Annotated in this window: 24 protein-coding genes; 16 read left to right on the forward strand and 8 right to left on the reverse strand. The window is 70.1% G+C overall.

The window, feature by feature from the left end; genetic code table 11:
* Positions 1–38: 38 nt before the first annotated feature.
* From murC to AB0J10_RS08845, 7 genes are all read left to right on the forward strand, one after another.
* On the forward strand, positions 39–1,433 hold the full coding sequence (gene murC / locus AB0J10_RS08815) for a UDP-N-acetylmuramate--L-alanine ligase (RefSeq protein WP_363059259.1): 1,395 nt from the start codon (positions 39–41) through the stop codon (positions 1,431–1,433).
* A gap of 36 nt (positions 1,434–1,469) precedes the next feature.
* Positions 1,470–1,880, forward strand: a complete 411-nt coding sequence (gene msrB, locus AB0J10_RS08820) for a peptide-methionine (R)-S-oxide reductase MsrB (RefSeq protein ID WP_363059261.1) — start codon at positions 1,470–1,472, stop codon at positions 1,878–1,880.
* A 306-nt stretch (positions 1,881–2,186) separates the two neighbouring features.
* Positions 2,187–3,359 (forward strand): acyltransferase, encoded by a 1,173-nt coding sequence (locus AB0J10_RS08825; protein ID WP_363059263.1) that lies wholly within the window; start codon positions 2,187–2,189, stop codon positions 3,357–3,359.
* A gap of 48 nt (positions 3,360–3,407) precedes the next feature.
* Entirely contained in the window at positions 3,408–3,911 is a 504-nt protein-coding gene (locus tag AB0J10_RS08830; RefSeq protein ID WP_363059265.1) for a hypothetical protein, read from the forward strand.
* Positions 3,895–4,218: a hypothetical protein gene (locus AB0J10_RS08835; RefSeq protein ID WP_363059267.1), complete on the forward strand. Its 324-nt coding sequence runs from the start codon at positions 3,895–3,897 to the stop codon at positions 4,216–4,218. The genes AB0J10_RS08830 and AB0J10_RS08835 overlap by 17 nt, the downstream gene beginning before the upstream one ends.
* Positions 4,218–7,247 (forward strand): DNA/RNA non-specific endonuclease, encoded by a 3,030-nt coding sequence (locus AB0J10_RS08840; protein WP_363059430.1) that lies wholly within the window; start codon positions 4,218–4,220, stop codon positions 7,245–7,247. Before AB0J10_RS08835 ends, AB0J10_RS08840 begins: the two co-directional genes overlap by 1 nt.
* A complete protein-coding gene (locus AB0J10_RS08845; protein WP_363059269.1) occupies positions 7,247–7,789 on the forward strand; it encodes an SMI1/KNR4 family protein in 543 nt (180 codons plus the stop codon). Before AB0J10_RS08840 ends, AB0J10_RS08845 begins: the two co-directional genes overlap by 1 nt.
* A gap of 120 nt (positions 7,790–7,909) precedes the next feature.
* Here AB0J10_RS08845 and AB0J10_RS08850 read toward each other — a convergent pair whose 3' ends face one another.
* Complete coding sequence (locus tag AB0J10_RS08850; RefSeq protein WP_363059271.1) at positions 7,910–8,857, reverse strand: MerR family transcriptional regulator; 948 nt, start codon at positions 8,855–8,857, stop codon at positions 7,910–7,912.
* 97 nt (positions 8,858–8,954) lie between these two features.
* Between AB0J10_RS08850 and AB0J10_RS08855 the strand changes: the two genes are divergently transcribed.
* Positions 8,955–9,782, forward strand: coding sequence for an alpha/beta hydrolase (locus AB0J10_RS08855; protein ID WP_363059273.1), 828 nt, complete (start codon positions 8,955–8,957; stop codon positions 9,780–9,782).
* A 294-nt stretch (positions 9,783–10,076) separates the two neighbouring features.
* Entirely contained in the window at positions 10,077–10,757 is a 681-nt protein-coding gene (locus AB0J10_RS08860) for a DUF4328 domain-containing protein (RefSeq protein WP_363059275.1), read from the forward strand.
* Positions 10,758–10,760: 3 nt separating this feature from the next.
* Here AB0J10_RS08860 and AB0J10_RS08865 read toward each other — a convergent pair whose 3' ends face one another.
* Together AB0J10_RS08865 and AB0J10_RS08870 are read right to left on the reverse strand one after the other, a co-directional pair.
* Positions 10,761–11,009, reverse strand: a complete 249-nt coding sequence (locus AB0J10_RS08865) for a DUF397 domain-containing protein (protein WP_363059277.1) — start codon at positions 11,007–11,009, stop codon at positions 10,761–10,763.
* Positions 11,006–11,854 (reverse strand): helix-turn-helix transcriptional regulator, encoded by an 849-nt coding sequence (locus AB0J10_RS08870; RefSeq protein ID WP_363059279.1) that lies wholly within the window; start codon positions 11,852–11,854, stop codon positions 11,006–11,008. The genes AB0J10_RS08865 and AB0J10_RS08870 overlap by 4 nt, the downstream gene beginning before the upstream one ends.
* Positions 11,855–11,970: 116 nt before the next feature.
* Here AB0J10_RS08870 and AB0J10_RS08875 point away from each other — a divergent pair, with 116 nt between their 5' ends.
* Positions 11,971–12,447, forward strand: a complete 477-nt coding sequence (locus AB0J10_RS08875; RefSeq protein ID WP_363059281.1) for an ATP-binding protein — start codon at positions 11,971–11,973, stop codon at positions 12,445–12,447.
* A gap of 53 nt (positions 12,448–12,500) precedes the next feature.
* On the opposite strand, the gene AB0J10_RS08880 is transcribed toward AB0J10_RS08875, so the two are convergent.
* Positions 12,501–12,905: a VOC family protein gene (locus AB0J10_RS08880; protein WP_363059283.1), complete on the reverse strand. Its 405-nt coding sequence runs from the start codon at positions 12,903–12,905 to the stop codon at positions 12,501–12,503.
* Positions 12,906–12,967: 62 nt separating this feature from the next.
* Here AB0J10_RS08880 and AB0J10_RS08885 point away from each other — a divergent pair, with 62 nt between their 5' ends.
* A complete protein-coding gene (locus tag AB0J10_RS08885; protein ID WP_363059285.1) occupies positions 12,968–13,603 on the forward strand; it encodes a nucleoside/nucleotide kinase family protein in 636 nt (211 codons plus the stop codon).
* A gap of 31 nt (positions 13,604–13,634) precedes the next feature.
* Here the strand turns inward: AB0J10_RS08885 and AB0J10_RS08890 are convergent, their stop codons facing one another.
* Together AB0J10_RS08890 and AB0J10_RS08895 are read right to left on the reverse strand one after the other, a co-directional pair.
* The gene (locus AB0J10_RS08890; protein WP_363059287.1) at positions 13,635–14,171 is read right to left on the reverse strand and encodes an SMI1/KNR4 family protein; all 537 of its coding nucleotides are present in this window, start codon (positions 14,169–14,171) and stop codon (positions 13,635–13,637) included.
* Positions 14,172–14,221: 50 nt separating this feature from the next.
* The gene (locus tag AB0J10_RS08895) at positions 14,222–15,055 is read right to left on the reverse strand and encodes an oxidoreductase (protein WP_363059289.1); all 834 of its coding nucleotides are present in this window, start codon (positions 15,053–15,055) and stop codon (positions 14,222–14,224) included.
* Positions 15,056–15,243: 188 nt separating this feature from the next.
* On the opposite strand from AB0J10_RS08895, the gene AB0J10_RS08900 reads away from it, so the two are divergent.
* The 3 genes from AB0J10_RS08900 to AB0J10_RS08910 all read left to right on the forward strand — a co-directional run bounded on the left by AB0J10_RS08900 (position 15,244) and on the right by AB0J10_RS08910 (position 18,305).
* The gene (locus AB0J10_RS08900; protein ID WP_363059291.1) at positions 15,244–15,819 is read left to right on the forward strand and encodes a helix-turn-helix domain-containing protein; all 576 of its coding nucleotides are present in this window, start codon (positions 15,244–15,246) and stop codon (positions 15,817–15,819) included.
* A 230-nt stretch (positions 15,820–16,049) separates the two neighbouring features.
* Positions 16,050–17,009: a hypothetical protein gene (locus AB0J10_RS08905; protein WP_363059293.1), complete on the forward strand. Its 960-nt coding sequence runs from the start codon at positions 16,050–16,052 to the stop codon at positions 17,007–17,009.
* Positions 17,010–17,168: 159 nt separating this feature from the next.
* Complete coding sequence (locus AB0J10_RS08910; RefSeq protein WP_363059295.1) at positions 17,169–18,305, forward strand: aminopeptidase P family protein; 1,137 nt, start codon at positions 17,169–17,171, stop codon at positions 18,303–18,305.
* Positions 18,306–18,820: 515 nt separating this feature from the next.
* Here the strand turns inward: AB0J10_RS08910 and AB0J10_RS08915 are convergent.
* Positions 18,821–19,090, reverse strand: a complete 270-nt coding sequence (locus tag AB0J10_RS08915; RefSeq protein ID WP_363059297.1) for a hypothetical protein — start codon at positions 19,088–19,090, stop codon at positions 18,821–18,823.
* A gap of 56 nt (positions 19,091–19,146) precedes the next feature.
* A complete protein-coding gene (locus AB0J10_RS08920; RefSeq protein ID WP_363059432.1) occupies positions 19,147–23,130 on the reverse strand; it encodes a polymorphic toxin-type HINT domain-containing protein in 3,984 nt (1,327 codons plus the stop codon).
* Between the two features lie 299 nt (positions 23,131–23,429).
* On the opposite strand from AB0J10_RS08920, the gene AB0J10_RS08925 reads away from it, so the two are divergent.
* Positions 23,430–23,948: a hypothetical protein gene (locus AB0J10_RS08925; RefSeq protein WP_363059299.1), complete on the forward strand. Its 519-nt coding sequence runs from the start codon at positions 23,430–23,432 to the stop codon at positions 23,946–23,948.
* Positions 23,949–24,052: 104 nt separating this feature from the next.
* Complete coding sequence (locus AB0J10_RS08930) at positions 24,053–25,525, forward strand: FG-GAP-like repeat-containing protein (RefSeq protein WP_363059301.1); 1,473 nt, start codon at positions 24,053–24,055, stop codon at positions 25,523–25,525.
* Positions 25,526–25,713 lie beyond the last annotated feature (188 nt).

Genomic DNA, 25,713 nt, shown 5'->3' on the forward strand with positions numbered 1-25,713 from the left:
GGCCCTTCGTACGACGTCGCACCCCGGGAGAAACACGCATGGCATCCGGCATCCCCAACGCCATGGAACGGCCTCACTTCATCGGCATCGGCGGCGCCGGAATGTCCGGGATCGCCAAGATCCTCGCCCAGCGGGGCGCCAAGGTCGCGGGCAGTGACGCCAGGGAGTCCGCGACGGCCGAGGCGCTGCGGGCGCTGGGCGCGACCGTGCACATCGGGCACGCCGCCGAGCACCTCGCCGACGACGCGTCCTGCGTCGTCGTCTCCAGCGCCATCCGTGCCGACAACCCCGAGCTGGCCCGTGCCGCCGACCTCGGCGTACCGGTCGTCCACCGCTCCGACGCCCTCGCCGCGCTGATGCGCACCTCGCGCACCATCGCGGTGGCCGGCACGCACGGCAAGACCACCACCACGTCGATGCTGGCCGTGGCCCTGACGGAACTGGGACTCGACCCGTCGTACGCCATCGGCGGCGACCTCGCCGGGCCCGGCACGAACGCCCGGCACGGAGAAGGCGACCTGTTCGTCGCCGAGGCGGACGAGAGCGACCGCAGCTTCCAGAAGTACGACCCGGACGTCGCGATCGTCCTCAACGTCGAACTCGACCACCACGCCAACTACGCCTCCATGGACGAGATCCACGAGTCCTTCGAGGCGTTCGTCGCCAAGATCCCGGCCGGCGGGACGCTGGTCGTCGGCGAGCACGCCGGAGCCCGCGAGCTGGCCGCCCGGGTTTCCGGCCGCCCGGACCTCACCGTCGTCACCGTCGGTGAGGACGAGGGTGCCGACGTCCGGATCCGCTCGATCACACCCCACGGCATGACCAGCGAGGTCACGGTCGTCCTCCCGGACGCCGGGGAGATCACCTTCACCGTCTCCGTCCCCGGACGCCACTACGCCCACAACGCCGCCGCCGCCCTCGCCGCAGGCGCCCGGCTGGGCCTGGACCCGACGGGGCTGGCCCACGCCCTCACGGCCTACACCGGTGTCGGCCGCCGTCTCCAGCTCAAGGGCGAGGCGAAGGGCGTCCAGGTCGTCGACTCCTACGCGCACCACCCCACCGAGATGACCGCGGACCTGGAGGCCATGCGCGCCGCGGCGGGTGATCGGCGGCTGCTCGTCGTCTTCCAGCCGCACCTGTTCTCCCGCACCAAGGAACTCGGCGCCGAGATGGGCCGGGCCCTCGCGCTCGCCGACGCCTCCGTGGTCCTCGACATCTACCCGGCCCGCGAGGACCCGATCCCCGGCGTCACCAGCGCGATGATCACCGATGCCGCGGAGGCGGCGGGCGCACGGGTGACCCCCGTCCACGACAAGGAGAGCGTCCCGGACGTGCTCGCGGGAATGGCGGCACCCGGAGATCTGGTTCTCACCATGGGGGCCGGCGATGTGACGGACCTCGGTCCGAAGATCCTGGCCCGTCTGTCGGACTGAGGCCCTCCGGGGCCGTAGTGGTGAGGGAGACCGATCATGGCCTACGACGTCGACAAGCCGGACGAGCAGTGGCGCGCGGAGCTGAGCCCCGCGGAGTACGCCGTGCTCCGGCAGGCCGGGACCGAGCCCGCCTTCACCGGTGAGTACACGGACACCAAGACCAAGGGTGTGTACTCCTGCCGGGCGTGCGGTGCCGAGCTCTTCACCTCCGGTGAGAAGTTCCAGTCGCACTGCGGCTGGCCGTCCTTCTACGACCCGAAGGACTCGGACGCGGTGGAACTGCTGGAGGACCGGACGTACGGCATGGTCCGCACGGAGGTCCGCTGTGCGCGCTGCGGCTCGCACCTCGGGCACGTCTTCGAGGGCGAGGGCTATCCGACGCCCACGGACCAGCGCTACTGCATCAACTCGATCTCGCTGAGGCTGGAGCCGGCCGAGGAGGCGTGATCACCGAGTGAGCGCCCGGGGCGCCCCGGTGCACGCGAGGCCCGGGAGCACACCGCTCCCGGGCTCTCGTCGTCCGTACGGGTGGCTCACGAGCCGTGGCGCGCCCTGCGGGTCGGTCCTCGCGTCGACCTCGCGACCGGGGCCGACGGGAAAGTGATCCTCGTCGCGAGTCGGCGGCGTGGTTCCGGGAACCGGCAAAGGCCGGTCGGGAACGTACGGATCCGGACGCCGACGGAACACGCACCCGCCACGGCTGTGCAGGTCCCCCGTGATCGAGCCCCTCGGGCACCATCCGATAATCACCCCATGCGCCCCAGAGCCCCCGGCCGCCGAGCCTCCGCCGTCCCCTCCAGCAGGGACCGCCTCCCGTCCCTCACCGGGCTGCGTTTCTGGGCGGCCCTCCTGGTGGTCGCGTACCACCTCTCGCGTCAGGTCGGCCAGATACCCGGGGCCAGTGAGCTGGCCTGGTACGGCCGCAGCGGAGTGACCTTCTTCTTCGTGCTGTCCGGATTCGTCCTCGCATGGACGTACGACGGCAAACAGGTACCCGCGAAGGTCTTTCTCTGGCGCCGGTTCGCCCGTATCTGGCCGCTTCTCGCAGCCACGACGGCGCTTTCCGTCGGGGTGTGGCTCGCGCTCGGCAAGGCTGTGTCGACGAAGGCCGTGGCCGCGACGCTACTGCTCGTCAACGCCTGGATACCCGACCAGGTCATGCTGAAGGGCGGCAATCCCGCCGCGTGGTCGCTCAGCGACGAGGCATGGTTCTATCTGATCTTTCCCATGCTGATGGCCCTTCCGGCCGTGCGTTCGGGCCGTGGACGACGCTGGATCTGGGTGACCGTCTGTGTGGGCGTCGTCCTCGCGTGGCTGAGCGGTGCCCTGATCGACAGCGGGGTGCCCCGCGTCTGGGCGCTTGACTATCTGCCGCTGACCCGCACTCTGCAGTTTCTTCTCGGCGTGGCGGCCGGGCTCGCGGTGGCCCGCGGCTGGAGGCCGCCCGTCGGTCTGTGGTCTTCCGTATCGCTGGCGATCGGCTGGCACTTGGCGTTGATCCCCTGGTCGGGGGCTGTCCCCGACGCCCTCTGGTACAGCCCGTACCAGGCCTCACAGCTTCTCTCCACTCCTCTCTTCGCACTGCTCGTGGCCGCGGCCGCCCATGCGGATCTGAACGGCCGGACGACGGGACTCGGCGGAGAGCGGGCCATACGGCTGGGGCACTGGTCATTCGCCTGGTACCTGATCCACGAGATCGTCATCCGCGTGTGGTTGGCGAGGTACGGCCGGCCCGAGGGACTGCCCGAGACCGCCATGGTATGGCTGGTGGTCATCGCGGTCAGCCTGGCCCTGTCCGCATGCGCCTATCACTGGGTGGAGCACCCCCTCGAGCGACGGCTGCGCAGCTTCGGCCCGCGTGTACCGGCGGAGGGAGGGCGCATCGGCGATGAGCGGCATGCGGCCGAGGCGGTGCGACCGAACTGATCAGAGATGATCTGATTTAGTTCGTGTTCAATCTCACAAGCCTTTGCCATGGCTGCGCTGGCAGGAACGGAGCAGGCCGCGGCGGTGGTCGGCTCATGGCGCGGTTCGTCCGCCGTCGACGCAGGCGAGCGGCCGGACCAGCGCTGGGGCACGGCCGACGGACGCAGCAACCACGCGCCCCCGGACCGTACGGACGCCACGACGTCCGGCGGTCGTCCCGGAGCCCTCCGTGCTCCGGGACAATTGGCCCCGGAGCAGGGGGAGTCGGCGCCGGTGGATCTCAGGAAGCCCAAGCCTCCGACGATGGCTGGAACCCGACCCGTTCCTGCGCCCGCGCCCGGCACTCCGCACGGCTTCGACGAGAAATCGAGTAAGGAAGTCCTCGGGGAGCGGGCCGAGCGCGCTCGGACCTTTCTGAACAGGGACGGTTCCTACACGACCCGCTTCTACAACGAACCCGTCAACTTCCAGCGAGGCAAGAGCGCTTGGGAGGAGATCGACACCACGCTCGTGAAGCCGACGGGTACGCGGGGGTATGAGTGCCGCCGATGACGTCTGGGAGCCGCTCTCGACGGAATCGGGTGTCACGTTCGCCGCGTTCGCCGATGCCGCACCCCTGATGAGCATGAGCCTGGCCGACGGGATGGCAGTCGGCTACTCCGTCGACGGCGTCGCGCACACCCGCGGAGAGGTGCAGGGCAGCATCATCACCTACTCCGGGCTGCGCCCGTCCGCCGACCTCGAACTGCTCGCCGGCAGTAGCTCGGTGAAGGAAGCGGCAACCGGACCGCGGCGACCACGCCCGGCGGGAACACATCGCTGGCGACGTACAACGCGGCCGGTGACCTCACGGCGGTGATGAGTCCGGTCGGTGGCTGGACCCACTTCGCGTACGACGGCCTCGGCCGCCAGATCGGGACCACCGACGCGACAGGCCGCAAGAGCAGGGTGGAGTACGACGCGCTGGGCAATGTGACCGGGGCGTCCGACCACGGCACCGGGACAGCCGCTCTGCGCTCGGTGTCCGCCGAGTTCGACGCCGACGGCAACCAGACGGCCGTCACGTCCGCGACCGGGAGCCGGACCACCTACGCCTACGACACCCTGGGGCGGATGACCCAGCAGGTCGAGCCGGTGTCGCCGGGCAAGGCGATCACCACGTCCTTCGGCTACGACGCGGCAGGCAACCGCACACGGACGACCGACGGCCGCGGCAACTCCACGATCCACACCTTCACACCGTGGAACCTGCCGCAGTCGACCACCGAACCGGCCACCGCGGCCCACCCGGCAGCGGCTGACCGTACGTGGACGACCCTCTACGACGCGGCCGGACAGGACGTGGCCGAGCTACTGCCCGGAGGGGTGAGACGGGAGCGTACCTATGACGGCCTGGGACGGTTGACCGGTGAGAAGGGCACGGGCGCGGAGGCCGCGACGACCAACCGCTCCTTCACATACGACCTGGCGGGCCGGATGACCGCGGCCGGCACCCACAACGTCCTCGACCGGGACACCTTCTCGTACAACGACCGGGGCCAACTCCTCGCCAGCGCAGGACCCGGCGGGGACGGGTCGTACACCTACGACGCCGACGGCAACATGACCACGCGCACGACGCCCGGCGGGGAGGCGTACTACGGCTACGACAGCGCGGGGCGCCTGGACTGGACCTGGGACTCGATCACAGGCAGCGAGATCTGGTACGGCTTCGACCTCGCCGACCGGCCGACGGTGGAGCGCTACGCCACCGACCCGCAAGGCACGGGCGAGTGGGGTGAGACGGCGCGGCGGACGTTCGGCTACGACGACCTGGGCCGCCTGACGAGCGACCGGCTCACCAATCCGTCGGGCACCACCGAGACCGCGTCAACGGCCTACGACTACGACCTCGACGACCGTCTGACGAAGAAGACCACGAAGGGCACCGCAGGCGCTGCCGAGAACGCTTACGGCTACGACCGGGCAAGTCGCCTGACCTCCTGGACGAAGGGCACCACCACGACGGCGTACACCTGGGACGATGCAGGCAACCGGGTGACGGCGGGGGGCGCGACCTCCACCTACGACGCTCGCAACCGCCTGCTCTCGGACGGCGCGTCCACGTACACCTACACCGCCCGCGGCACCCTGTCCTCCGTCAGCAGGCAGGGCGCGCCGACCCGCACGATCGCCTTCGACGCCTTCGAGCGCAAGATCAGCGACGGCGCGTCGACCTTCGCCTACGATTCGCTCGACCGAGTGCGCCGGCACGGCGAGACGACGTTCTCCTACGACGGCGGCTCCAACAATCTTGTGAGCGACGGCACCAACCGCTTCACCCGCACACCTGCGGGCGCTCTCCAGGCGATGGACAGCGGGACGGTGAAGCAGTGGGCGATCACCGACCAGCACACCGACCTCGTCGCCGGCCTCAGCCCAGACGGCGCGACCGTCACCGGCTCAAAGGCGTACACCCCCTTCGGTGAGGTGACCGCGTCTGAGGGCGCATCGACCCCGCTGGGCTACCAGTCCGGGTGGACCGACCCGTCCTCGGGAGACGTCAACATGGCCGCCCGCTGGTACGGGCCCGGCAGCGGAGGGTTCGTCTCCCGGGACACCTGGCTTCTCGACCCCAGTCCCTCGGCCCAGGCCAACCGGTATACCTACGCCAACAGCGACCCGCTCAACGGTACGGACCCGACGGGGCACTTCTGCGCCTGCGGCGGTGGCTACAAGGGCAGCCCGAGACTCTCGGGCATGAGATGGCGCAGCGGTGCCGGGGGAGCGCACGACGCCGCCCCGCGCAACATGGGGGCCCACAGGGGGAGGCCGACAGCCCGTCCCGCCTATCGAGGAAACAGCGCATCGGCCAGGGCGCAGACCCGTAGGAACATCCAGGAAATGCGGCGCTATGACGCCGCGCGCACGCCTGTCCGCGTTCGCCCGACCCGCCCGGCGACCCGAAGCAACGGCAACTACCGCGGCACAAACCGTTGCACCTACTCGTGCGGTACGGGCGCCATCCGCAGCGGAAACCACGCTCGCGGCACCAAGTCCGGATCGCACACGTCGAGCGGCAGCGCAACGCAACGGCTGACACAGCCGAGGCAGCCTACGCCGCCGCAGAACCCGAACCGTGGCAGGAACCCGGCTCCGGCACCGGCGCGCCCGGCTCCGAAGCCGAGAGTCGATGTCAGGCAGATTCAGCAGCGTGCTATTGACCAGGCGGCCGCTTACCACATCCAGGTACTAAACGATCTGGTCATGGTTGATGCAGGGTCTTATGACCCTGAAGAGTTTGCCGCCGACTACAGCCTGTCCCGTTTGGTCACGACGGAAGAGGACGACGAGCACTATCCCGAGGCTGGCACTCCCGTGCGGCGTGATGAGTGCAGAAGGGGCAAAACGGCTGTGCACTACATGCCACTGGACCACTTGGGCCGCGCACAGGGAGTTGTCGCATGCCTCAATCGGGGTGACTACAACTACGTACACTCCAATAAAGTCGAAGGCATCCTGGGAGTGCAATCCGAATGGGCGCTCGATAGTCGTGAGACCGCGATCATAGGAACGCCTACGGAGTACCCCACCAACTGGGAGCACATACCCCGTGGGTACGGTGGTATGAAGAAGCGTCATAATCGCGGTCACTTGTTGGCTCGCCAACTGGGGGGCGACGGCACGGACCTTCGCAATTTGGTGACACTACATGAACGTGTGAATTCTCCGCGGATGTCGAAGTATGAGGGGATGCTGGAAAAGCGGGTTCGGGAGGGTGGGGAGACTATTTTCTATCAGGTCATACCTCACTATGAGGGCAACAATCTGACTCCGGACTATTTGGATCTAAAATGGGTTGGTAGTGTTGGCGGTGCCGATAGTGTGCGTATTCACAACGTGCCCTAGTGGAGGAACTGATGTCCTGGGTTGATCGGCTCGTGATGGCTGTCGGTAGGCGTCCGCTTGGCCTATCTATCGACTGGTCAACAATCGAGGCTCGCATGGGCACCGCTCTGCCCGCCGACTACAAGGACCTTTGCGAGGTATTCGGCAGTGGCTATTTCTGTGACTATCTCACCGTATATGCCTCGACGGGGGGTGCAGGGTCGAGTTTGGTCGACGTGTGCGAGGAAAACTGGCAGATCGCCGAAGAGGATGAAGCGGGTCGTTACTATTATGCCCCATACGGGCTTTTTCGACCGAACAGTCAGGGTGGCCTTCTTCAGTGGGGCGCGAGCGTTCAAGGTGATGAGTTTGCGTGGCTGGCCGACAGTTCCACGTCGCCAGAGTCCTGGACTGTCCTGGCGCGCGATGATGCGCAGCACGCTCAGCGGTTTGCGATGTCAATGAGTGAATTCGTGTATCGTCTGCTGGCCGACAAGTCTTTTGAGGGTTTTGGGGGGTTCGGGGCGACCGAGGAAGCACCGTATTTCACGCCCTATTCCTGACCCTCTTTTGGTGGCCTGTGTGGCCGTCGGCCGTCGGAGAAAGACGCGCCCACGTCACAGGGGCGGGCACGGCTACCCAGGGCGGCGAGGAAGCTCTGGTGGAGGAGGTGCGCCCGAGGTTCAGCCTGCGGGCCGCTCGGTCCCCGCGTTCAGCGCCGCACACAGCCAGTCGTGGGCGGAGCCCGGGTTCGGTTCGGGCGGGGCGCCGGGCGGGGTGGACAGCTCGGCCGTCAGCTGCCAGTACACGTCGATGCGGGGGTCCGCGGCCAGCTGGCGGCCCAGGAGCCGGCGGAACGCCGGGGTGTCGCACGTGCCGCGTGACATGGCATAGACCGAGACGAAGCAGTCGAGGGCCTCGCCCGTCCGAGGTGGCCGCCCCGCCCGCAGCTCGGCCGAGGCCAGCGCGTACGCCTCGCCGAGACCGTCGTACAGCACGGCGGGACGGTAGCCCCGGTCGGGCAGGTGGGCCGCGGGCTGCGGCCGGACGGAACCGGAGCAGCTCCCGGACACCAGCGCGTGCAGCCGGGCGAAGGCCCACACCTGTGCGGGCGTCGGGTCGTCGGGAAGGTGCGGCACGGCCTGGTCGAGGAAGGCGGAGACCACCCGGGCCGGCAGCCGCGGCGGCAGCCAGTACCGCCAGAACCGCGCCATCGACGCCGTGCTGGGCGGCACGGACAGCGCGCCGATCAGCCGCAGCCGCTCCGCGCGCTCGCCGGGATCGCAGTCACGCAACAGCCGCAGCGACGCCTCCCGCCAGCGCATGGCGGCCAGTTGGGGGCCCAGTACCCGCAACCGCCCCGTGATCACGTCCTCCAGGACGTCGTCCGGCCCCTCGCCGTCCTGGCCCTCCAGGACTCGTCCCACCTCGGAGACCGGCAGATCGAGCCCGCGCAGCGAGCGGATCAGCCGTAGCCGGTCGAGCGCTTCGGGGCCGTACCGGCGGTGTCCGCCCGCGCTGCGGCCGGACTCGGGGAGCAGGCCGCGGTCCGAGTAGAAGCGGACCGTCTTGACGGTGACGCCCGCACGCTCCGCGAGCTCCCCGATGGTCAACGTGTCGTCCGGGGGCAAGGCTTGAACCTCCCTCAGGGGGAGTTCCTACGGTACCCGGACCGGGCCGGCCCACGGGGGGCCGGCCCGGCGGGCATGACCCGGTCGAGGAGGAACCATGACGGCGTTCGTGCTGGTGTCGGGAGGCCACACCGGAGGATGGGTCTGGCGGGAAGTCGCCGCCGGGCTGCGGGAGTCGGGAGCCGGGGCCCACCCGGCGACCCTGACGGGTCTGGGCGACCGACGCCATCTCGCCGGTCCCGGAACGGACATGGACACCCATGTCGAGGACCTGGTGCAGCTCATCGACCACATCGACGAGCCGGAGGTCGTCCTCGTCGGCCACTGCTACGGCATCTACCCGGTGCTCGGTGCCGCCGGCCGGCGCCTGGACCGGACCGCCGGGATCGTCTACGTGGACGCGCCCCTGCCCCGGGACGGGCTCTCCGTGCTCGACCAGGTACGCGAGCAGATGCCGCACGGCCCCGCCCGTGACCGGATGCTGGGGCAGCCCGCCCGGGCCGAGGACGGCTGGCGCGTGCCCGCGCCCACACGGGACGAGTGGCCGCAGTGGGGAAACCTGGCGGGTGTCCCCGAGCACGGGATCACCCGCCTGGCCCGCCTCGCCGCGCCCCAGCCGGTGGGCACCCTCACCGAGCCGGTCCGGTTCACGGACGCGGTCGGAAGGCTGCCCATGACGGGCGTCTTCTGCACGGTCGGCGGCACGATGGACATCGGCGGCGTCGAAGCCCTGGTGGCGACGGGGAACCCGCTCTTCCGGCAGCTCGCGGAACCGCGCTGGGGGTTCTTCGAACTCGCCACCGGGCACTGGCCGATGCTGTCCGCGGCGGACGAACTGGTGACGGTCCTGCTGCGCGCCGCCGCGGGGGAGGGGCACCGGCTGGCGAGGACCGAGGGCGGCCGTGACGGTGACCCCACGGTGTGACGCCCCGGTGCGGTGGGGTGCGTCCGGGGGCCGCCCGGCGACATGATGCGCCGTGCCCCGGCCCCGGGCGCCTCCTACCACCCCGGGGCGGTACGGGCGCCCGGCTTGAGGACTCCGGTGCCGGGACCGCCGTGAGGCTCTACCGGTGGCGCCGCAGAGAGGAACGCGGCCGAGGCGCCCGACTGTACGCCCGCGAAGGATCTCCGTGGACAGAGGGCCCGGCGACGACGTATGTTCCGCGAGCGGCCGCCCACCTGGGGCGGTCGCTTGTGTTCCCGTGGGGGGTTCCTTCTCGTGTCCGTCGACTTCAGCAGCGTCCCGCCGACCGGCCGGACGGGTGTGCGTTCGCTCAGGGGCCTCGGTGCCGCCGTCGTCGTGCTCCTCGGCCTCGTGATCGCGGCCGATGTGTTCGCCGTCGTCGTCGGCGCGAGGATGTATGCCCTCCGGGGCGCGGAGCCGGTCGGCTTCGAGGTGCACGAGCGCTGGGAGAGCCTCTACCGCTGGTCCGATGTGGCCACGATGAACACCTACGTCGCCTGCGGCGTTGTCTTCATCCTCTGGTTCCGCCGCGCGCGGATCAACGCCGAGGTGTTCGCCCCTGACGGGCACCGACTGGTGCGCGGCTGGGCGGTGTGGGGCTGGCTCGTGCCGGTCGTGAACCTGTGGATCCCGCGCCGGGTCGCCCTCGACATCTGGTCGGCGAGCACCCCCGGCGCCCACCTCGGCCCGGCGCCCCGGCAGTCGAGCGGACTCGTCAACGCCTGGTGGGCGGTCTGGATAGGGGGATACGTTCCCACCCTGGCAGCGTTGACCTACGCCAAGGCCGAGGGGCCGGCCGAGACGCGGCAGTCGATAGCACTGACGCTGCTCTCCGTGCTGCTCGACATCGCCGCCGCGGTGCTGGCCGTCCGCGTCGTCCGGCGTCTCACGGCCATGCAGCACCGCAAGGCGCTGGAGGCCACGCCGGTGCCGTAGGCGTCAGTCCCGGGTGGCGTAGGCGACGAAGTCCGTCCAGGCGGTGGGGGAGAGGGCGAGCGTGGGGCCCTGCTCGGCCTTGGAGTCGCGGACATGGACGGTGGTGGGGCAGGCGGCGACCTCGACGCAGTCGCCGTCGCCGCCACTGCTGTAGGAGGACTTGTGCCAGGAGAGCGCCACCTCCACGCAGTCCCCGTAACCGCTGCTGCTGTAGCTGCTCTTGAACCAGGCCAGTTCCGCCGTGCCGCTCATAATGCTCCTCGCATCCGCCGCAACAGACTCAGTGAGTCCTCCAGGGTAAGAGCCTGTGAGCGCATCCTGGCATACCGCATCTGGAGCACACTGATCTCCCGGGGGTCGGAGACGAACTGGCCCCCTCGTTGCCCCTCGCAGTAGCCGAACCGCCTGTTCTCCTGGGTTTCCAGCAACTGCACGGGACCGTCCAGTCCCGCATGGCTCTCCCGCACCAGAGGCATGATCTGGAGCTCGATGTTGCGGAGTTCGGCCAGGTCGAGGACATGGTCGAGCAGCTCGCGGGTGACCGCTGCCCCGCCCATCCGGCGCAGCAGCAGATGCTCTTCGAGGATGAAGCTGTAGGCCGTGTTCGGGCGCTCCCTCAGCAGCCGCTGCCGTTCCAGCCGAGCCGCCATCTGGGCCTCGATCTGCTCGTCCCCCAGCGGCGGGAGCTGGTTGACGAACAGCGTCCGGGCGTACGCCTCCGTCTGCAACAGGCCCGGGACCAACCGGCATTCGTAGGTGCAGAGACTGCTCGCCACCGCCTCCAGCCGCGCCCACCTTCGGAACCACGCCGCCAGGCCCGGCCGGCGCGAGAGGTGCTGCGCTGCCCGCCGCAGCGCTCCCGTGTTGCCGAGCGCCGTCTCCGCCCGTTCCACGAAGTCGTCGTCCGGCATCCGGCGGCCCAGTTCGATCGAAGCCACCGTGTGCTTGGAGTAGCCCACCAGCGGGGCGAAGTCGCCGCGGCTGAGGCCCGCGTGCTCGCGTAATGCCTGGACCACCGCGCCGAACGTCCTGAGACTGTCCGAGGACTCCGGCTCCGTCGCGTGCGTACCGGCTCCGCCGGCGTCCGTCATCGCCATCGGGCCATGGTCACGGATGGTGACGCGTACCGTCCACCCGGAGTGCGCGTACGCTGACGCAGCGTACGCGGTGATCCGCTGGAGAAATCCCTGGTCCGGCCGCCAGATTGGGGTCCATGACCGCACCGGCCACCCCACCGACCGCCACCGCCGCTCCCCAACCCCCGACTACCGTACGTGTGTTCACACAGCGCTTCAGCTCCACGCCGCGCGGTGCCCGGCTCGCCCGGCACCTGGCGCTCCACCAACTGCACTCCTGGGGCGTTCCCCACGGGACGGAGGCTTCCGAGACCGCCGCCGTGCTGGTCGCGGAACTGGCGGCGAACGCGGTGACGCACGGCCGGGTGCCGGGCCGGGACTTCGAGCTGAGGCTCGCCCTCGCGCCGGGGCAGTTGACCGTCGACGTGTCGGACGCACGGGGCGAGCGCCGGCCGCCCCGGCCCGGAGCGACCGGCTTCCCGGACGGCGCGGCCGGTGACACGGAGACCGGCCGGGGCCTGGTGCTCGTCGCGGCGCTCGCCGACCGGTGGTCCGTCCTTGACCGGTACCCGGTCGGGAAGACGGTGCGCGCCGAACTGGACCTGCCGCGGTGAGCGTTCCGTGCCGGACTCGACCCGCCGCGCCCGGAGCGCCCCCCCACCGCGGGCTACGCGGGCTGCAGCAGGTCCCAGCGGTTGCCGTACAGGTCCTCGAAGACGGCGACCGAACCGTACGGCTCGTGGCGGGGCTCCTCCAGGAAGCGGACGCCCGCCGCCGTCATCCGGGCGTGGTCGCGGGCGAAGTCGTCGGTGTGGAGGAAGAAGCCGACCCGGCCGCCGGTCTGCGCGCCGACGCTCGCCGACTGCTCGTCGCCCCTCGCCCGCGCGAGCAGCAGGTCCGTGCCGCCCGTTTCGCCTCCCGGCCGGACCACGACCCAGCGCGAACCGTCGCCCCGGTCGGTGTCCTCGACGAGCGTGAAGCCGAGGGCGTCCCGGTAGAAGGCGACGGCCTCGTCGTAGTCACGGACGACGAGCGTGACGAGGGCGATGCGGGGGAGCGGTGCGGTGGACACGGGGATCGGATCTCCTTGCTCGGGGCGCCCCAGTATCACCGACGCTGTGCACAATGCCTCCCATGGACCCGTCGATCGAGCAGCTCGCCGACCGTGCCCGCGGCCTCGCCCGCCGGGGCGGGCGGCACCTCCTCGGCATCGCCGGGCCACCGGGGGCGGGCAAGTCGACACTCGCCGCGGAACTCGTGTCCCGACTGGGTTCGGGGCGTGCCGTGCTGGTGCCCATGGACGGCCACCACCTCGCCCAGGCCGAGCTGGAGCGGCTCGGCAGGGCGCGGCGCAAGGGCGCCCCGGACACCTTCGACGCCGCCGGGTATGTGGCGCTGCTGACCCGCCTCCGCAGCCCGGAGGCGGGCACGGCGGTGTACGCGCCTGCCTTCGACCGGACGCTGGAGGAACCGGTCGCGGGCAGCATCCCGGTCGCTCCGGACGTCCCGCTCGTCGTAACCGAGGGCAACTACCTGCTCCACGACGAGGGGCCCTGGTCGAGGGTCCGCGCGCTGCTCGACGAGGTCTGGTACCTGGAACTGCCCGACGCGGTACGGGTGCCCCGGCTCGTCGACCGGCATGTCCGCTTCGGCAAGGACCGCGCGTACGCCGAACGCTGGGTCCGCGACTCCGACGAGCGCAACGCCCGGCTGGTGGCGCGCGGCCGGCATCGCGCCCATCTGACGGTGCTGATGGGGCCTGGTCCCTGAGCGCCCCGCTGCCTCGCGCGCGGCTCCTGCCTCAGCGGCAGAGCGCGTCGATGTCGTCGGAGAACGTGGGGAATTCCGCGCCGGCCTCGTCGATGATCTGCCCTGCGGCCCGGCGCGGGGTGGTCGTGTGCCGCTCGGCGAGGGCGGCCAGGTCCGGGTCGGCGTTCGGGCGTGCCTCCCGCTCCCCGAACTCGACGGCCTCCACGGGGCCTATGCCGTCGGCCAGGACCCAGAGGAAGTCCGACAGGTTCCCTGCCACGACGCCGCGCTCGCCCTCCGAACCCATGAACACCACGGGCTGCTCGGCGAGCGGCCGGCCGGGGCGGGCGAACCATATGGCCGCGAGGCCGCCGGAACCGTCCTGCCCGAAGATCCGGAAGGCGCCACCGTCCAGTTCGTGGTTGCCGGTCCAGTGGCGCAGCCAGTCGGTCGTCTTCTCCGCGGAGTCGAAGGCGTCGTACGGCTCGAAGTCGACGCCGTCGCCGTCCTCTCCGTACACGAACCCCACTCGGGCCACCTCGGCCAGGGCGGCCGGGAAGGCACGGTCGTCAACGGTCGTCTCGGTCATGCGTGAACCGTAACCGGCCCCACTGACACAGCCGCCCGTGCCCGGCCGCGCTAGGCGCCGAGGCTGCCCATCGCGCGTGAGATGAGCGCGTCGTACGCCCGGTCGGGCAGGACGCGGCGGGTCAGGATCAGCGGCTTCGCGCCCATGCCCACCGCGTAACGGGTCCTGGGGCGGCGGCTGGTGGCGGCCCGGCCGATGGCACGGGCGACGACCGACGGGGGCGAGGACCGGCGCGCGTTGCCCTCCGACTCCAGCGCCCCGGCCATGGACTCGATCTGCGCCGCGTACGCGCTGTCGCCACTCACCTTGCGGAGCTGGTCCGCGGCGATTCCGCTCCACTCGGTGCGGATGGCACCCGGTTCCACGATGACGACGTCGATGCCGAAGGGCCTGACCTCCACGCGGAGGGAGTCGCTGAAGCCTTCGAGGGCGAACTTCGTGCCGTGGTACCAGGCGCCCAGCGGGGTGTGGATCTTGCCGCCCATCGAGGTGATGTTGATGATGCGGCCGCTGCGGTGGGCGCGCATGAGCGGCAGGACGAGCTGGGTCAGCCGGGCGGCGCCGAAGACGTTGACCTCGAACTGGCGGCGCGCCTCGTCCAGGGCCACGTCCTCGACCGGGCCGTACGAGCCGTATCCGGCGTTGTTGACGAGGACGTCGACGCGTCCGGTGTCGGCGACGATCCGGTCCACTCCGGCGCGCAGTGAGTCCTCGTCGGTGACGTCCATGGCGATTGTGCGGATCCCTCGCTCGGCCAGGGCGGACATCCGCTCCACGCGGCGGGCGGCGCCGTAGACGGTGAATCCTCGGGTGTGCAGTTCCAGGGCGGCGGCTTCGCCTATCCCGGACGAAGCTCCGGTGATCAGGGCGACCTTGTTCGGCATGGCGGGGTCCTCCGGGGACGACGGGACGGCAGTAAAGTGAACCAAGACTCACAATCATCATGAGCGTTGGTTCATGTTTGTGCAAGCGGCGGGGAGGTGATCCTGAACTAGAATTCATGTTCCTGTCGTGGACGCGGCACCGCGCACCCGGCGTGAGAGACCGTCCCCCGTCCGAGTTGGAGGACCCGATGGCCGGTTCCCGCCCCCTGCGCGCCGACGCCGTCCGCAACCGGACGAAGATCCTGGCCGCCGCGCGCGAACAGATCACCCGCCACGGGCCCGATGTCCCGATGGACGTCATCGCCGAGGCGGCGGGAGTGGCCGTGGGCACGCTCTACCGCCACTTCCCGACCAAGACGGACCTGGTCGGGGCCGTCATCGCCGAGCACAGCGAGATCATCACCGGCGAGATCGAGGCCGCGGCCGAGCGCGTCGCCGACGGCTCCCGGGCGATGGCGGAGATCACCCGCCTGGCCGAACGCACGGTCGAGGCCGCGGCTCGTGACCGCAGCGTGAAGGCGGCGGCCCAGACCCTGGGCGCCGCGCACTGGACCGAGCAGCAGGAGGAGCGGTTCAGGGGCGCGATGGAGCGGATCATCGCCGCCGCCGTGTCCGACGGGGACCTCCACCCCGATGTCACCGTCGACGACTTCCTGATGCTCATCCTCACCGCCCCCACCGACCAGGAACCGGCCGTACGGACCCGCTGGCTCACTCTCTTCCTGGCCGGGTTCACCGTCCGCGCGCGCGAGGAGGACGCGTAGCCCGCCGGCCGGAGGGCGGCGATGTCGTCTCACACCCGGCAGGGCATGCGGCCCCACGGCCCCGAGCGGCGCTCGGCCCCGAACGCCGCGCGGGCGTCGCCCGGCCTGGCAAGCGGGGCCCGTGGTGCGGTCGGTACGCTCGAAACCTGAGCACACCCAGAGGAAAACCGAGCAGACACCACACCCGAGCAATCAGGATCCGAACCGACACAGGATGAGCGGGGGCCGACGTGAGGCTGTTCCGGCGAGGGCCGAAGCGGGACGGGGACGACGCGCCCCGGGACGCGGAGTTCGCGTTCTTCTCGGTGGCGGAGGGCTCACGCTTCCGCGGCCAGGTCCGGGAGGCGTTCGCCGAGCGCGGCCTGGAGGTCACCGTCTACTCCGACGCAGTCACCGACAGCGCCGGACGGCAGTTCGGGCTCGGCAACCTCGCCGCGGTCTGCCACAACGACGAGCGGGGTCCCCGCGTCTGGCCCAAGGTCATCCGCGGCCACGTCGGCATGGTGCTGCGCACCATGGACGCGCCGTCCGCGCTCGACACCCTCCCGCCCGACCAGATCCGGTCCCAGCTGTACCCGCGGGTGATCGGCTCCGAGGGGCTGGACAGGGAATCGTTTCGCTACGCCCGCGCGCTCGCGCCGGGACTGAGTGAGGTCCTCGCGCTCGACCTGCCCGAGAGCGTGATGATCCTGACCGACGACGCCCTCGAGCCGCTCGGGGACGTGCCGGTGCTGCGCGAACGTGCGATGGCCAATCTGCGGGACCTCCCCGTGGAGGGCCACGAGACCATCAAGGACGCCGGGGGGATGCGCCTGGAGGTGGTGGTCGGCGACTCCTTCTACACGGCGAGCCGCGTCCTCGTGCTGGACGCGCTCGTCCGCCAGGTCACCGGGCAGCAGATCACCGAGGACGGCGCACTGGTCGCACTGCCCTTCCGGCACCAGATCGCCTTCCACGTCATCCGCGACGCCGGCGTCATCCCGTCCCTGAACGCGCTGGCCGCCTTCGCCGCCTCCGGGTACGCCGACACACCGGGGGCGATCACCCCGTACGTCTACTGGTGGCGGGACGGGAGACTGACCCAGCTCAGCGACCGCGACGAGGGCGGCGAGGGGCTGAGGATCGTGGTCGGCGAGGACTTCCAGGACATGCTGCAGCGTCTCGTGGCACGGCACCCGGGCGACGACTGACACCGACCGGCCCGGCTCGTGTACCGCGATCGGCCCGTGTGCCGCGATCGGGCCGTTCCGAGGGCCACCGGCCAGGGAGGCCGGCCCGAGCCGGAACCCGGCCCGGGTACCCCGATCGGGCCGTTCCAGGGACGGGCACCGAACGCAGGAGGAGAGCCCATGCCCAGCACCGCAGGGACCGCGACGCCGGTGCCCTTCACCGTCGACGACTACCGGGCGCGGATGGTCCGGGCCGCCCGGTCCGCCGCCGAGGCCGGGCTCTCCGGTCTCCTCGTGGCCCCCGGCCCGGACCTGGTCCACCTCACCGGCTACCAGCCCGTGCCCACCGAACGGCTGACCTTCCTGGTCCTCGTCGAGGGCCAGGACCCGGTGCTGGTCGTGCCGACCCTGGAAGCCCCTGACGCGGCGAGCGCGGCCGGAGGAGCCGCGCTCAGGCTGCGCGACTGGACCGACGGCAAGGACCCGTACGCCGTCACCGCCGCACTGCTCGAAGGCCGCGGCCGCTACGGGATCAGCGACAACGCCTGGGCCATGCACCTGCTCGGTATGCAGCGCGAACTGCCCGGCACGACGTACACCTCGCTCACCCGGGCCCTGCCCATGCTGCGCGCGGTCAAGGACGAGCGGGAACTGGCCCGGCTGGCGGCGGCCGCGGCCGCCGCCGACGAAACGTACCGCGAGATCCTCAAGGTGCGCTTCTCCGGCCGCAGGGAGACCGACGTGGCCGCCGACCTCGCCGGACTGCTGCTGCGTTTCGGGCACTCACAGGTGGACTTCACTGTCGTCGGATCGGGCCCGAACGGGGCGAACCCGCACCACGAGGCCGGTGAACGCACGATCGAGGAAGGCGACATGGTCGTCCTCGACTTCGGCGGGCTCAAGCACGGCTACGGGTCCGACACCAGCCGGACCGTCCATGTCGGGGAGCCGACCGAGGAGGAGCGGCGGGTGCACGACATCGTGCGCGAGGCGCAGCAGGCCGGGTACGAGGCGGTCCGGCCGGGTGCCACCTGCCAGGACGTCGACCGGGCGGCGCGCGCGGTGATCGACGACGCCGGCTACGGGGCGTACTTCGTCCACCGCACCGGTCACGGGATCGGCGTGACCACGCACGAGCCGCCGTACATGATCGAAGGGGAGGAGCAGCCGCTGGTCCCCGGAATGTGCTTCTCCGTGGAGCCGGGCATCTATCTCCCCGGCCGCTTCGGGGTGCGGATCGAGGACATCGTGACGGTCACGGAGACGGGCGGCAGGCGGCTGAACGACACGCCCCGCGAACTGGCGATCGTCCAGTAGGGAGGCGCCGTTCGGGGGCGTGCCGGGCCTTCGTCGGGGTGACCGCCCGGGATGGGGACGACCGGGAGGCCGTGGACGCCGGCCGCCGCTGGACCCGGGCCGGGGCGATCCGCGCCGGTGTCGCGCCGTGAGCAGCGGCGATCTTGCGGACGGGCTCCAGCGGTGCCGTGCTCACCGCGGCCGCCGTCACCGGTGAACCACGGCCGGTGGCGCCGGAAGTCGTTCCGACATCGTCCGCCTGGAGACCGACGCCGCTGGTGTTCGGTGGGCCGGAGAGACCGTCCAGGCCTCGAGACCCAGCAACTGCCCGCCAGAGCGTGCTGGAGACCTTTCACAGCCTCGGTACGACCGGCGAGGGAATCGAGCAGCGCGGCGGCGGTCACATGCGAAGACCCCCGCACTCAGCGACGCCCCGGTCGCGGAGGGAGATACCAGAGACGGCCCCGTGTCCCGATGCGATACGGGTACGCGGGGCCGTCGACTGTGGGCGGGCTCGGCTGGTGAGAGCTGCACGATCAGCTCTGCGACCGCTGGGCCTCCCGCTCGGCCTCAGCCGCCAGAGCGGCGTGAGCGGCATCGTGGGCCTCCCGAAGGTCCGCCCAGGCCGGCGATGTGTGCGCGATCTTCTTCGCCTCGGCGAGGGAACAGGCCCGAAGCTCCCTGACCGCCTTGATGCAATCGATCATGCCGAACCCGCTGGCTCTGAGGTCCTCCAGCACGGCGTCGATCGGCTTGCCTCTGTCGTACAGCGGACGTTCCCGTACGAGGGCGTCTTCCATGCTCATGGACACAGTTCTCACCTTTTCTCCCAGCACCGGCCGGTGCGGCCGTTCTGCCATCCTTACAGATACTTGGACAGGTCGAATGTCATGTCGACTTGGTGGCCGGGGTTGCCAGTGAGCCTCTCTGCGGTGATCCGTGCTGACTTGAAGCCCTGCCTCGCAGCCGCCGGCAAGATGTTCCCCCGTAGTTCGGACAGGATGATCCGGGGGCTCAGGTCACCGCGCTCCATGGCCTCGCCGTAGACGATGACGTTTGCCAGGCGCAGATGATCGCCGTCAACTGTCACATCAGCGAGCATGCCCACATCGCCCTTGGGGGTCTTCAGGGTGTGCTCGAAGTTGCTTCCGGCACGGAAGTTGCTGATGTCGCAGACATCGCCGGCGTTGTGTACCAGAAGGGGCGTGACACCTGCTGCTGCGTAGAAGGTGTGGATGCCGTTGACGGAGAGGTTATAGACCTTCTGGACGGCGGTCCACGCGCGGACGGCCGTGACCTTCACCCAGGTGCCGGTCGAGGTGCGCAACAGCATGCCCGGCTCGATTGCGCCAGCGTTCACCCACGCGTTGCGAGCCTCGAGCCAGAAAGGGTGCCCCTCGGTGGCGGTCAGGGTACTGACAGCAGCGCCGCGAGCGCCGTCGGTGTCTACCGTCAGTTCGACGAGGTGCTTCTTACCGTCCCCGACAATCACGTCGTCGACAGGACGCCCCTCGGTCCGGCCCGACACGGGGTCGGTGGCCAGCACGCGGTCACCCTCGACGACGGCTCGGATCGGCTTGAGCGTGCCGTCGGCCAGGGCAACGGTGGTCTCGGGAGTAAAGCTGTTTCCCCCGCGGCACGGCGGGGGCACTTTGCCGCCCTTTCCGAAGAGATTCTTGAAGGCATCGCGCGCCTTGTCGCCCCACTTGCCAAACTTGACTGCGCTCGCGCCGTACCCTGCCGCCGGGATGGCAGACGCACACGACAGACCGGCGTCGACGGCATCTCCCTCCGCGCCATACCACGCACAGTTGGCGCCATCGGCGATCTCACCGGCACCGGGGATCAGGCCGACCACGTCGAGGCCGAAGTGACCGGCCTCTGACAGCATGTCCCAGACGCTGGTGTCGTCGTCGCTCGTCTGCGAGAGCAACGCCTCGGCCAGTTCTTCCATCTGTTCCCGCTCTTTGCGGTCCTCGGTACGGCGCCTAGCCTCGTCCTCGGCGCGCTTCTTGGCGACGTAGGTGGCGAATGCCTCCTTGGCTGCCTTGTCCGCTGCCGTGGCGTCCTTGCCCGCGGTGATGGCGGCGGTGCGGGCTTCTCGGGCTGCTGTTCGGGCAGCGGAGGCAGAAGCTTGCGCCCACTCGGCGGAGGCGTTGGCCGCCTGTGCGGAGGCGCGGGCTTCGCGTGCTGCGGCGGTCGCATCAGCCTGCGCCTTACGTGCAGCTTTGGCAGATTCGCGTGCCTGGGCTGCGGAGGTCTCGGCTTGAGATGCTGATCTGTTGGCTTCGTCCGCGTACGTCTTGGCGTCCGCGGCCGACTTGCCTGCCTGGTCGGCCCAGGTATTGGCTTCGCCGGCCTTGTTGTTGGCGAGGGCGGCGGCCCGGTTGGCTTCTGCCGCGTTCTTCTGGGACTGGGCGGCGATGACGGCGGCGCCGGAGATCAGGCGCTGGACGTCGGCGATGTGGGTGGCGGTCAGGGCGTCTTTGCGCTTGGCCCGGTACTGGCCGACGGTGATGAACTCGTGCAGCATCTGCGGGGGGCCGGCGTCGGCGACCATTGCTGCGGCCTTGAGTTCAGGACCGCCGGTGCTGATCAGTTGCGAGACGCGCAGGCGTTCGTCGTTGGCGCGCGCGGTGTACTGGCCGGTGGTGAGGAAAGTGTGTATCGCGTCGATGCTGCCGTCGTCCAGGGCGGCCATGGCGGCTTCCTTGGTCACCGGCCCGCCGGTGCTGACGATCTGGGAGATCCGCAGCCGATAGTCGTTCGCGGCTGCTTCGTGCTGGCCGGTGGACAAGAAGCCATGGATCTGCTGAGCGTCGCCTGCCAGTGCCTTCTCCGCGGCCTGTCGGACGGCCGGGGAGTCGGCGTCGTCCGCGAGCCGCTCGGCCCGGGCACGTTCGTCCTGCTCGGCCGCCTCCTTGAAGCCGGTGCGCACGTAGTCGACGACCTCGGGGTCGGCGCCTGCCAGGGCAGTGGCTGCAGCGGTGCTGCTCCACGGTCCGCGGGTCTTCATGACCGCGAGTGCGGCGGTGCGGCCTTGGGCTGCAATCCGTGCGATGTCGGCACCGGGCTGAGCGGCCTGGGTGCCGAGCTGCTCCATATCGGCGTCGAGTGCCGCGGCGGCTTTGGCTGACTCCGCTGCCTGGGCGCGCCTGCGGTCGTCGGCAGCTTTGAGGGCCTTGGCTTCCTCCATTACGGCCGCGGTGCGTGCGGTCAGTTCTGCGGTTTCGCTGCGGCGGGTCAGCTCGAAGGTGGTGCGGGCCTGTTTGACAGCATCGCTGGCCGCGTCCGCAGCCTTCTTCGCGTTCGCTGCATGGACGGCGGACTCTTTGGCAGCCTGAGCGGACTTACCAGCCTGCTTGGCTGCCTCCTCCGCGGCCGCCGCTGCCCTTTCGGCGTGCTCGGCCGCGCCGTTGGCCGCGTCCCGCGCCCTGCGGGCGGCCGCGGCGGACTCGTTGGCGAGTGCCCGTGAGACTCCGGCCGCGCGGCTCGCCTCAGCCGCCTGACGGCGTGCCGCCGCCGCGGCGGCATCCGCCTCCGCGGAATGAGCCCCGGCTGCCGTCGCCAGGCTGCTGGCCCGACCGGCCTCGGCGGCTGCAGCGTCAGCGTTGCGGCCCGCGCTGCCGGCGGCCTCGGCCGCAAGCCCGGCATTGTCGGCGGCCACGCCGGCCGCTTCGGCTGCCCGCGCGGCCTGGCGGGCCTGCTTGGCCACCGTGCGAGCCTCTTCGGCCGCCTTGCGCGCGGCGGAGGCCATTCCGGCGTTGGTGGCGGCAGCCGAAGCGGCGCTCTGCGCCCTCGCCGCGGCGTCGGCGGCACCAGCCGCAGCTGCCGCGGCCTGCGACGCAGCGGTCGCGGCAACACGCGCGGAGGCGTTGGCCGCACGGGCCGCACTAATAGCCTGCCGCGCGGCAGCAGCGGCACCCCGGGCCGCTCGTGCTGCCTGGCTGGCCGCGTTCGCCGCGTGCCTGGAGTCCTTACGAGCCTCCTGGGTCTGCTTCGCCGCTTCCTCGGCTGCCTTCCTGGCCAGTTCGGATGCCTTCACCGCCCGGGCAGATGCCTCCTTGGCGGCATCGGTCTCCCGCTTGGCCTGGGCACCTGCCACCGTCGCTCGCTGGGCCAGTTGAGCGACGGTCGCCCGCTCCTGGTCCCGCGCCTGGGCAATGTACTGTCCGACCTCCAGGAACTCCCGGATGTCATCGGCGGTGCCGTCGAGTGCGGCCATTGCGGCGGCTTTGGTCGCGGGACCGCCCGTGCTTACAACCCGGGACAGGGCGAGCTGGTTGTCAATCTCGCGCGCCGGATACTGCCCTCGTTCGATGAACTCCCGTACCTTGTCCGGTCCGCCGTCCAGGGCCGCGACACCGGCTTCCTTGAGGGCAGTACCGCCCTCGCTGATGATCTGCGAGACCTTCAACTGCCGGTCCCTCACCAGCGGCTCTTTCCAGCCGTCCTTCAAGAAGGCATCCACCGCGCCCGGGTCAGCGCTGTCCAGCGCCTTCAGTGCCGCCTCACGCACAGCCGGACCACTGGCCGAGTACAACTGCGAGAACAACAACTGGTCGTCGAGACGCTCGGCATCGGCCTTTCCCTTGTCGAGGAACAGCCGCACCTCCGTATCCGAACCCTGAAGTGCGAGTTCAGCCGCCTCCTTGACAGCCGGGCCTCCGCTCTCCCATATCTGCACAACTCGGCCGCGGTCACTCAGCGGAATGGATCTGGCGTCATCGCTGTCATCCGCGTACGCAGGGCCTGCACTGAGAACCCCCGAAATCATTGAGAGTGACACAGCGCCCAGGAATGCCCCTCGCATACCACGCAGCCACCCTCCCCCAGTTCTCTTCATCTCTCCGTTTTCCGTCGATGAGGCCTGCCGGTCGTAACAGGCCTGCCGCGTGTCGGCCGCCCGAGCATATATCCCGGAGATTCGGCACTCACGTTCACCTAAACGGAACTTGAGGTTCACAGCGGATGCGAAACCCTCCCTCAAGGTTCCTCGAGAACGGCACCTGTTGCGTTTTCGATATCCAATGACGCCTTGTGAAGGTCTCGAAAAGGAGGTGGTACCTTCTGGGAGGGCCCTGGGGGAACGGGCCGTCTACGCGGCTGCCGTCGTGCGCCGCTCCGTTCGGAAGGAAAACAGTCGTGAAATCACGCGCGCGCGGAATCCTGCTTTCATCTGTCGTAGGTACTATTGCGGCGCTGGGGGGCCTGCTGACCGTCGCGACCGCCGCCCCTCAGAGCAGGACGCAGACTGCCCCCGCAGCGGATGCCACCACTGATCAACTACCGTACGCCGTTGAGGACTTCGCTTATCCAGGAGCTGAACAGCTGTTCACCGACAAGGGAATCGTCCTCCGTAGAGGCGATGGCCACATCCTGCTCACCGACTGCGCAGGGGATCACCAGATCAAGGTGTCCACATTGCAGAGCGAGCAAGGCGGATACTGCTTCCGCGTCCTCGGCAAGTCCGGAACCCTCGCTCTGGAGGTCAACAAGGTGCACGCGATCCGCACAGCGGAGCGTGCTGTCAGAGCCAGCCTCACCATGGACGGCGAAACCACCACTGTGGACGTGCCCAAGAACGACTACAAGCCCGTCGGCGAAGGCGACGTGAAGGACGGGCGCCGGGCGGTACTCGTAGAGCTCAAGGTCACAGGGTGAACGGAACCCCCCCACACGACCTCGACTCCACACACCAACCGATCCACCGAGGAATGACCATGCCCTCCCCACGCCAGCGGACCGTTTCGTTCAGCCTTGCGGCCGTGACAGGCGCCGGCCTGCTCACTTTCACCTTCACCGGCGCGCCCGCCATGGCAGCTACCGGTCCGGACGCCCTCGCCGACACCCAGGCATCCGTCGCCCGCCTCCACATCGGTGAAGGCGACACCACCCGCTCCTGCTCCGGTGCCCTGGTGGACCGTCAGTGGGTGCTGACCGCCGCGGCGTGCTTCGCCGTCGCCCCCGCCAACTCCGCGCAGGTCGCCGCGGGCAAGCCGGCCATCAAGACCACCGCGACCGTCGGCCGCAGCTCCCTGACCGGGACCGGCGGGCATGTCGCCGACGTCGCGGAGCTCGTGCCCTCTCCCACCGGCGACCTGGTCATGGCCCGCCTCGCGACACCCGCCCCCACCGGCATCGGCCCCATCAAGCTGGCCGCCTCCCCCGCCGCCGAGGGCGACACCCTGCAGGCGGTCGGCTTCGGCCGCACCAGGACCGAATGGGTGCCCGGCGCGGCCCACACCGCGTCGATGCAGGTCGGCGCGCTCTCCGACACCGAGCTCAGCCTGGCCGGTGCCACCGCGAACGACGCCCTGTGCAAGGGCGACACCGGCGCCCCCCTGCTACGGGAGGGCGAGGAAGGCGTCGCGCTCGTCGGTGTCGCCACCCGCTCGCGCCAGGGCGGCTGTCTGGGCGAGTCCGAGACCCGCACCGACGCCGTCGCCACGCGCACGGACGACCTGGCCGACTGGATCGCCACCACCGCGGGGCGGTCGTGGGCGCTGCTGATGACCGCCGCCGACTTCAACGGCGACAAGAAGGCCGACCTGCTCGCGATCGACGCGGCCGACGACTTCCTCTACGCCCAGCCCGGCGACGGCAAGGGCAAGTTCGGCAAGCGCGTCAAGGTCAACGAGGGCAGGTGGACCAACATGCGTCTGCTGGCCGCCACGGACTTCACCGGCGACGGCAAGGCCGACATCCTCGCCGCGAACACCAACGGCAACCTCTACCTCTACCCGGGCAACGGCAGGAACGGCATCACCGGCTCCTCCGTCGTCGGGAGCAACTGGGGCGGCATACGCCTGATCACCGCCTCCGACTTCAACGGCGACAAGAAGGGCGACCTGATCGCCGCCCACACCAACGGCAACCTCTTCTTCTACCCGGGCAACGGCAAGAACTTCGCCTCGGGGAGCGTGACCAGCACCGGCTGGACCAACATGCGCATGCTCTCCGCCGGGGACTTCACCGGCGACGGCAAGGCAGACATCTACGCCGTTCACAACAGCGGAGACCTGTACCTCTACTCCGGCAAGGGCAACGGCACCTTCAACACCGCGAGCAGGACCGGCGGCGGCTGGCAGAGCATGCGCCTGCTCTCCGAAGCCGACTTCAACGGCGACCAGAAGAGCGACCTGATCGCCATCCACACCAACGGCAGCATCTACGCCTACCCCGGCAATGACGAGGGCGGCTTCGGCACCCCCGTCGTCACCCCGGCTCCGGCCGCCTGATCCGAACGCCCGGGTGCACCCGGTGCAGGGCAGGAGAGCCGCCCACCCACCTGATCCGCAAGCCGGGCCCCGAAGGGGCCGACCCCCTACGGGACCCTGCTGACAAGCGGCCATGTGCCGTGAACTCGGTCCGTTCCACCTCGTCCAGGTGGTGCGGACCGAGGTCGTGTGCCATGTGATGTGAGGTG

Origin of the sequence: Streptomyces sp. NPDC049887 (assembly GCF_040656535.1) — a bacterium.
Classification (GTDB): Bacteria; Actinomycetota; Actinomycetes; order Streptomycetales; family Streptomycetaceae; genus Streptomyces.

Excerpts from the sequence above, each read along its gene's own strand:
- AB0J10_RS08840 (WP_363059430.1), top strand. The coding sequence starts at position 4,218 with ATGAGTCCGGTCGGTGGCTGGACCCACTTCGCGTACGACGGCCTCGGC.
- AB0J10_RS08855 (WP_363059273.1), top strand. The coding sequence starts at position 8,955 with ATGACGGCGTTCGTGCTGGTGTCGGGAGGCCACACCGGAGGATGGGTC.
- AB0J10_RS08895 (WP_363059289.1), bottom strand. The coding sequence starts at position 15,055 with ATGCCGAACAAGGTCGCCCTGATCACCGGAGCTTCGTCCGGGATAGGC.
- AB0J10_RS08915 (WP_363059297.1), bottom strand. The coding sequence starts at position 19,090 with ATGAGCATGGAAGACGCCCTCGTACGGGAACGTCCGCTGTACGACAGA.
- AB0J10_RS08865 (WP_363059277.1), bottom strand. The coding sequence starts at position 11,009 with ATGAGCGGCACGGCGGAACTGGCCTGGTTCAAGAGCAGCTACAGCAGC.
- AB0J10_RS08910 (WP_363059295.1), top strand. The coding sequence starts at position 17,169 with ATGCCCAGCACCGCAGGGACCGCGACGCCGGTGCCCTTCACCGTCGAC.
- AB0J10_RS08870 (WP_363059279.1), bottom strand. The coding sequence starts at position 11,854 with ATGGCGATGACGGACGCCGGCGGAGCCGGTACGCACGCGACGGAGCCG.
- AB0J10_RS08825 (WP_363059263.1), top strand. The coding sequence starts at position 2,187 with ATGCGCCCCAGAGCCCCCGGCCGCCGAGCCTCCGCCGTCCCCTCCAGC.
- AB0J10_RS08885 (WP_363059285.1), top strand. The coding sequence starts at position 12,968 with ATGGACCCGTCGATCGAGCAGCTCGCCGACCGTGCCCGCGGCCTCGCC.
- AB0J10_RS08875 (WP_363059281.1), top strand. The coding sequence starts at position 11,971 with ATGACCGCACCGGCCACCCCACCGACCGCCACCGCCGCTCCCCAACCC.
- AB0J10_RS08900 (WP_363059291.1), top strand. The coding sequence starts at position 15,244 with ATGGCCGGTTCCCGCCCCCTGCGCGCCGACGCCGTCCGCAACCGGACG.
- AB0J10_RS08920 (WP_363059432.1), bottom strand. The coding sequence starts at position 23,130 with ATGAAGAGAACTGGGGGAGGGTGGCTGCGTGGTATGCGAGGGGCATTC.
- murC (WP_363059259.1), top strand. The coding sequence starts at position 39 with ATGGCATCCGGCATCCCCAACGCCATGGAACGGCCTCACTTCATCGGC.
- AB0J10_RS08830 (WP_363059265.1), top strand. The coding sequence starts at position 3,408 with ATGGCTGCGCTGGCAGGAACGGAGCAGGCCGCGGCGGTGGTCGGCTCA.
- AB0J10_RS08835 (WP_363059267.1), top strand. The coding sequence starts at position 3,895 with ATGAGTGCCGCCGATGACGTCTGGGAGCCGCTCTCGACGGAATCGGGT.
- AB0J10_RS08890 (WP_363059287.1), bottom strand. The coding sequence starts at position 14,171 with ATGACCGAGACGACCGTTGACGACCGTGCCTTCCCGGCCGCCCTGGCC.
- msrB (WP_363059261.1), top strand. The coding sequence starts at position 1,470 with ATGGCCTACGACGTCGACAAGCCGGACGAGCAGTGGCGCGCGGAGCTG.